This is a genomic window from Microterricola pindariensis (assembly GCF_002936985.1).
GTDB lineage: Bacteria > Actinomycetota > Actinomycetes > Actinomycetales > Microbacteriaceae > Microterricola > Microterricola pindariensis.
Window position 1 is genome coordinate 1 of the sequence record NZ_MPZN01000107.1, and the last position, 7,048, is coordinate 7,048.

Consider the following 7,048-nt stretch of genomic DNA (forward strand, 5'->3'; position numbering starts at 1 on the left):
AGCAGCACCGTGCTGGTGCCCGTGAGCGCGCACGTCGGCAACGGTCCGGTCAACGTGACGGTCACACTCACCACGGCGGCCGGCGTGCAGCTCGGCACCAGCGTGACCATCCCGGTCAACGTGCAGGCCGACTGGGAAGGCCTCGGCGCAGCCTTGCTCGGCGGCGCGATCTTGCTATTCTTCGGCTTCGGCGTGTTCCGCAACATCCGCCGTCGGCGGCGCGAGCGGGCCGTGGGCGAACAGTCCGCCGCTGAACAGGGGAGTGACGACACCGTGAAACCTGATGAAGAGGTTACGGCGACGGATGCCGGCGAGAGCGAGCAGCCGCGTGGCTAGCGGCATCGGCCGGGCCAGCGCCGTACTGGCATCCGGCACCCTGGTTTCGCGCGTTCTCGGCTTCGTCAAGGTCATCATCTTCGCGCGCATCATCGGCCAGTTCGGTGCCGGCGCCGACGCCTTCAACGTCGCAAACCAGCTACCCAACCAGGTTTACGTCATCGTCGCCGGCGGAGTCTTGAGCGCTGTGCTCGTTCCGCAGATCGTGCGCTCGGCGCTGCACAAGGACGGCGGAGCGGGGTACATCAATAAGCTCGTGACGCTGGCGCTCGTCATCCTGGGCACGACCACCATCGCCGCCACGCTCTTCGCGCCGGCACTCACCCAGCTCGTCGTCGGAGACAACTTCCCGGCCAATCAGATGTCCTTGGCCATCACCTTTGCGTATTGGTGCCTGCCCCAGATCTTCTTCTACGGGCTCTACACCGTGCTCGGCGAGGTACTCAACGCACGCAAATCCTTCGGGCCGTTTACCTGGGTTCCCGTCTTCAACAACGTCGTCGCCATTGCCGGCCTCGCGGCCTTCTCCATCATGTTCGGGGCCGACCCCACCGGCGCACGATCGGCCAGTGACTACACAACCGCCATGATCGTGGTGCTCGCTGGCAGCGCCACCCTCGGCGTCGTCGTGCAGGCAACATCGCTGCTCTTCTTCTGGAAGCGCATCGGGCTCAGCTACCGCCCCGATTTCCACTGGCGCGGTGTCGGCCTTGGGGCAGCGGGCAAGATGGCCAGCTGGACCTTCGGCATGCTGCTGCTCACCACATTCGCGGGCATCATCGAAACGCGGGTCGTCTCGGCGGCGTCCGGCAGCGATGCCTCGGTCTCGGTGCTCTCGACGGCCTGGCTCGTCTTCATGCTCCCGCATTCCATCATCACGGTGTCCATTGCGACCGCCTACTTCACGCGCATGAGCGAGCACGCCTCCGTGTCCAAGCTCTCCGCGGTTCTCACTGACGCCTCGTCGGCCGTGCGCGGAACCTCGCTCATCATCGTGCTGGCCTCTGCCGTCATCGCCGTCTGCGCCTACCCCTTCTCGACCTTCTTCGTGGAGCCGTTTGAGCAGATTCAGGCACTCGGCAATGTGATCATCGCCTACATCGTCGGGCTCGTCGCCTTCTGCGTGCTGTTCGTCTTCCAACGCACCTTCTACGCGCTCGGCGACACCCGCACTCCGTTCTTCTTCACCCTGTTCCAGGTCATCCTCGTCACGATCGGCGTGATCGGATGCCAGTTCCTGCCGCTGGAGTGGATCGCATTCGGGATTGCGCTCGTCGTGAGCGTCGCCGGCACCGCACAGGCGGTCCTGGCCGGCATCCTGCTTCGGCGCAAGCTCGGCAGCATCGATGGGCGCCGCCTCGCCCGGAGCCTGCTGAGCTACCTCGCCGCGGCCATCGTCCCCACGGCTCTCGGCCTGTTCTTGATGGTGCAGTTCGGCGCATTCGAAGACGGCGGATTTGCCGTCTCTGGAGCTTTCGGAGCCATCGTTTCGATGGTCACCGTCGGCGCCGTCATGCTCACGCTGTACTTCGGCACGTTGCTACTACTGCGCACCCCAGAGCTGAAGGTCGTGCTCGACCCGATGTTGGCCCGCATCCGCCGCCGCTAGCCGCTCACGCCCTATGCTGTGGCCTGACAGCCGCGGCTCAGGGGGCGCACGGCTCGGATGGGGGATATCGCATGGGGTTCCCTGAACGACGCGCAGGCGTGGCTTCCGTGGCCAGCGGGCTGCTCGGGCTTGCGCTGCTGGCGGCCACGCTGACCGGCTGCACGGCGGCAGCGGCGCCCGCGCCCGAGACGACTGCGTTGAGCCAACCCGAGCGGGTGGCTGACATCGACGGAGCCCCACAGGATGCGGCGATCGCGGCGACCTGCGCCGCGGTGGCGACCACCGACACACTGCTGCACAACGCGCGAACCGACCTCGACCTCGGAACCATCACGGGGGAGCAGCACACAGCCCTCCTCGACTCGGTCATCGTGACCTATCGCTCCCTGCAGGTCGTTCCGGCCAGCCAGCGCGGGCTCAGGGCCGAGATCGACGCGGTCGCGAGCTACCTCGCATCCGCGACGCCGACCGACTCGCTCGCCCCGTTCGACCCGGACTCGGGGGAGTTCCGCGCTCTCTTCGAGCCGATCCGGCTGGCCTGCGAGGAGAACGGCTCGGAGCTCTACGTCTTCGCCACGACCGGCGGGTGAGCGGGCGGCTCCACACGGCATCCGGAGCACTAACCTGCCTGACCGGTTACCGCGTGCCCAGCTGCCTCGGAATACTCCTCACCTAGACTGTGTTTCACACTGAGCAGGCCCCACAGGGCCTCAACACTCAGGCACCACAACCGCCACACCATTCAGGGAGTATTCGTGCGTCAGGTCATCATCATCGGCTCCGGCCCCTCGGGCTACACCGCTGCCATCTACGCCGCCCGCGCCAACCTCCAGCCGCTGCTGATCGCCAGTTCCGTCGAGGCCGGCGGCGAGCTGATGAACACGACGGATGTCGAGAACTTCCCCGGCTTCCCCGAGGGCATCCAGGGCCCGGAGCTCATGACGCAGATGCAGCAGCAGGCTGAGCGCTTCGGCACCGAGGTCGTCTACGACGACGTCACCAGCCTCGACCTCAGCGGCGACATCAAGACCGTCACGCTCGGGTCCGGCGAGACCCACGAGGCCCTCTCCGTGATCTTCGCGACGGGCTCCGCCTACCGCAAGCTGGGCGTCGAGGGCGAAGAGAAGCTCTCCGGCCACGGCGTCTCCTGGTGCGCGACCTGCGACGGCTTCTTCTTCCGCGAGAAGACGATCGCCGTCGTCGGCGGCGGCGACTCCGCCATGGAGGAGGCCACCTTCCTCACCCGCTTCGCCTCCAAGGTGTACGTCATCCACCGCAAGGACAGCCTGCGCGCCTCCAAGATCATGCAGGAGCGCGCGTTCAACGACCCGAAGATCGAGTTCATCTGGAACTCCGAAGTCACCGCGATCAACGGCGAGAGCGCCCTGGCCGGCGTGAGCCTGCGCGACACCGCAACCGGTGAGGCCTCCGAGCTCGCCCTCGACGGCCTGTTCATCGCGATCGGCAACGACCCGCGCACCCACCTCATCCACGGCCAGCTGGACCTCACCTCCGAGGGCACCATCGCCGTCGCCGGCCGCTCCTCCAAGACGTCTCAGACCGGTGTCTTCGCCGCGGGCGACGTCATCGACCCGAGCTACCGCCAGGCCATCACGGCCGCCGGTTCCGGCTGCGTCGCCGCGCTGGACGCCGAGCACTACCTGGCCTCGCTGCCGGCCGACCTGGCCGCCGCAGCCGCCGGTGAGCCCGCCACGGCGTCCGTCTAAGGGCCAGCTGGCTCGCGGATGCCGGCAGCGCCGACATCCGCCCCCCACCACAGACCGCTTTCACCGAAGGAGAACGCAATGACCGCACGTGCAGTGACCGAAGCCACCTTTGAAGCTGAGGTTCTCAACAATGAGAAGACCGTTCTGGTCGACTTCTGGGCCGAATGGTGTGGCCCCTGCCGTGCCGTCAGCCCCATCCTCGACCAGATCGCCACCGAGCACTCCGAGAAGCTGGACATCGTCAAGGTGAACGTCGACGAGAACCCGCAGCTGGCGATGAAGTACCAGATCACCAGCATCCCGGCGATGAAGGTGTACCAGGGCGGAGAGGTCGTCAAGACCGTCATCGGCGCCAAGCCGAAGCCCGCCCTCGAAGCCGACCTGGCCGCCTACCTCGCGTAGCCGACCGGTCCTCCACTGAACCCTCGGCCTTCTGGCCGGGGGTTTCGTGCATTAACGGGCCGAATTTCGCGATACCCCAATTCGATAGCATTGAAGCGCACGAGAATGGATGACGAGTGACTGAAAATAACCAGCCCGGCAACAACCTCGACCCGTGGTACTCGCACTATGCCGAGCGAGCCGCGGGCCTCCGAGCCTCCGAGGTGCGCGCGCTGTTCGCGGTGGCCTCCCGACCGGAGGTGGTCAGCCTCGCCGGCGGTATGCCATTCGTGTCGGCGCTGCCGCAGGACCTGGTGATCAACGCCATGGACCAGGTCATGGTCAAGCAGGGCCCCACGGCTCTGCAATACGGCTCTGGTCAGGGTGTTCCCGCGCTCCGCGAGCAGATCCTCGAGGTCATGGCACTGGAGGGAATCCAGGCCAACGCCGACGATGTCGTCGTCACGACCGGCTCCCAGCACGCCCTGGAGCTGGTCAGCAAGCTCTTCCTCGACCCGGGCGATGTCGTTATCTCCGAGGGCCCGAGCTACGTCACGGCCATGGTGATCTTCCGCTCCTACCAGGCCGACGTCGACCACGTGCCGATGGACGAGCACGGCATGATCCCCGAGGCGCTGCGCGAGCACATCACGCGCCTGAAGGCCGCCGGGCGCACCATCAAGCTGCTCTACACGATCCCGAGCTTCCACAACCCGGCCGGCGTCACGCTGAGCTGGGAGCGCCGGCTCGAGATCCTGGCGATCGCCAAGGAGCACAACATCCTCGTCCTCGAGGACAATCCCTACGGGCTGCTCTACTTCGACAAGCCGGCACCGGATGCCATGCGCTCGGTCGAAGAGGAGGGCGTCATCTACCTGGGCACCTTCTCCAAGACCCTCGCCCCCGGGTTCCGCACCGGCTGGGCGCTCGCCCCGCACGCGATCCGCGAGAAGCTCGTGCTGGCCAACGAGGCGGCCGTGCTCTCGCCGAGCTCCTTCAGCCAGCTGGTCATCTCCGAGTATCTGGCGACCGCCGACTGGAAGGAACAGATCAACACCTTCCGCGGCGTCTACCGGGAGCGCAAAGAGGCGATGCTCTCAGCGCTGGGGGAGCACCTGCCCCAGCTCGAGTGGACGAACCCGAACGGCGGCTTCTACGTCTGGGTCACCCTGCCCGAGCCGCTCGACTCGAAGGCGATGCTCCCGCGCGCCGTCAAGGAGCTCGTCGCGTACACCCCCGGCACCGCGTTCTACGGTGACGGCAACGGGCGCCAGAACATCCGGCTCTCTTTCTGCTATCCGACGCCGGACCAGATTCGCCTCGGCATCCGCCGGCTCGCAACCGTCATCGACGGGGAGCTCGACCTGCTCGAGACCTTCGCCGGCACCGGCAAGCTCGGGGCGGCTCTCGGAACGACGCAATTCACCTCGCCGCCGCCCAATGTTTCGTAGTGTCCAGCCACTCTGAATCAACGCCCACCAGAGAACGCGTTCTGCACAACTGAAATCTAAGAAAGTCCTGATAATGACTGAAAACATTGCAGCAGAGAACACGCCTGCAGCCTCGGATGCCGCCGCAACGGTGGCCCCGCTGGACATCGTCGTCCTCGCCGGTGGAATTTCGCACGAGCGCGATGTTTCGCTGCGCTCGGGTCGCCGCGTGGCCGACGCGCTCACCGGTGCCGGCCACCGCGTGACCGTGCTCGACCCCGACGCCGGCCTGCTCGACGCCCTCGCGGCGCACAAGCCGGACGTCGTCTGGCCGGCGCTGCACGGAGCCAGCGGAGAGGACGGCGCGCTGCTCAGCCTGCTCGAGGCAGCCGGCCTGTCCTTCGTCGGTTCCCGCGGCGACGACGCGGCACTGGCCTGGTCCAAGCCCACCGCGAAGACTCTCGTTGCCCGCGCGGGCATCGCGACCCCGGCCTCCATCACGCTGGCCAAGGAGACGTTCCGCGACCTCGGCGCCGCCAACGTGCTGAGCCGCGTCATCGAGCGCCTCGGCACCGACCTCGTCGTGAAGCCGTCCGCCGGGGGATCGGCGCAGGGCGTCTCGATCGTCTCGGAGGCTGCCGAGCTTCCCCGCGCTGTCGTCGAGGCGTACACCTACTCGGATGTCGCCCTCATCGAGCAGCGCGTCAGTGGCGTCGAGTTGGCTGTCGGCGTCATCGACACCGGCGACGGGCCAGAGGCTCTTCCCGCCGTCGAGATCCAGGCCAGCAGCGGCGTCTACAGCTTCGACGCTCGCTACAACGCGGGGGAGACCACCTTCTTCGCCCCCGCGCGGATCTCGGAGGAGGCCGCCGAGTTGGTCGCCGAGACCGCCGTCGCCGTGCACGAGCTGCTCGGCCTGCGCCACGTCTCCCGCATCGACTTCATCCTCGACGCGGACGGAACGCTCTGGTTCCTGGAGGCAAACGTGCTCCCCGGCCTCACAGAGACGTCGTTGCTGCCCCAGGCGATCGAGGCCTCAGGCCAGGAGCTTGGGGCCGTCTACGGGGCTCTGGCGGCCGCTGCGCGGCACTAGCGCCGCAGTCGGCACAGCACACTCACGAAAGGGCGCCCATCGGGCGCCCTTTCGCTGTCTCCGCTCAAATGTTTCACGTGAAACGCTCGAGCGAGCCACGCCAGGACGAAGGGGGCAACACGGATCCCGAAGCACTGGAGCCAGCGTGATTCGGCGGCCCGCTCTCCGACGATGTTGGCTTCGGCCGCGGGCTCTCCACGACCTCGGCGAGTGGCTATTGATCCAGTTGGTTGTGCCTGTCGAATTCACCGCATCGCCTGGTTCGAGCAGTCAGACAGTTCACTCCTTGCAGGCTTGGCCTGCGGGGCCCGCGCACCGCCACCTGGGGAAGAGTAGACCGATCTAGCCGACGTCGGCACGTCGTCTGCCCACGTCCCTCCGCGTCGGCTCACGTCCTTCCGCGTCGGCTCGAGGGCGCCGCGCCGCGACGAAGGAGCAGCGCAGCTCCCGAAGCCCGGAATCCGGCGTGATT

7 protein-coding genes are annotated in these 7,048 nt (G+C 67.0%); all 7 read left to right on the top strand.

Features of this window, described 5'->3' with window-relative positions; all coding sequences use genetic code 11:
• A partial coding sequence (locus tag GY24_RS17765; RefSeq protein ID WP_233279438.1) for a DUF6049 family protein occupies window positions 1–336 on the top strand: 336 nt, incomplete at its 5' end.
• On the top strand, window positions 329–1,945 hold the full coding sequence (gene murJ, locus GY24_RS16885) for a murein biosynthesis integral membrane protein MurJ (protein ID WP_233279439.1): 1,617 nt from the start codon (window positions 329–331) through the stop codon (window positions 1,943–1,945). The genes GY24_RS17765 and murJ, both read left to right, overlap by 8 nt.
• Before the next feature lie 98 nt (window positions 1,946–2,043).
• On the top strand, window positions 2,044–2,535 hold the full coding sequence (locus GY24_RS16890) for a hypothetical protein (RefSeq protein ID WP_133161238.1): 492 nt from the start codon (window positions 2,044–2,046) through the stop codon (window positions 2,533–2,535).
• Between the two features lie 165 nt (window positions 2,536–2,700).
• A complete protein-coding gene (gene trxB, locus GY24_RS16895; RefSeq protein WP_104477752.1) occupies window positions 2,701–3,672 on the top strand; it encodes a thioredoxin-disulfide reductase in 972 nt (323 codons plus the stop codon).
• Window positions 3,673–3,750: 78 nt separating this feature from the next.
• On the top strand, window positions 3,751–4,074 hold the full coding sequence (gene trxA / locus GY24_RS16900) for a thioredoxin (RefSeq protein WP_047408337.1): 324 nt from the start codon (window positions 3,751–3,753) through the stop codon (window positions 4,072–4,074).
• A gap of 116 nt (window positions 4,075–4,190) precedes the next feature.
• Entirely contained in the window at window positions 4,191–5,504 is a 1,314-nt protein-coding gene (locus GY24_RS16905; RefSeq protein ID WP_104477755.1) for an aminotransferase-like domain-containing protein, read from the top strand.
• Between the two features lie 73 nt (window positions 5,505–5,577).
• Window positions 5,578–6,576, top strand: coding sequence for a D-alanine--D-alanine ligase family protein (locus tag GY24_RS16910; RefSeq protein WP_104477757.1), 999 nt, complete (start codon window positions 5,578–5,580; stop codon window positions 6,574–6,576).
• Window positions 6,577–7,048 lie beyond the last annotated feature (472 nt).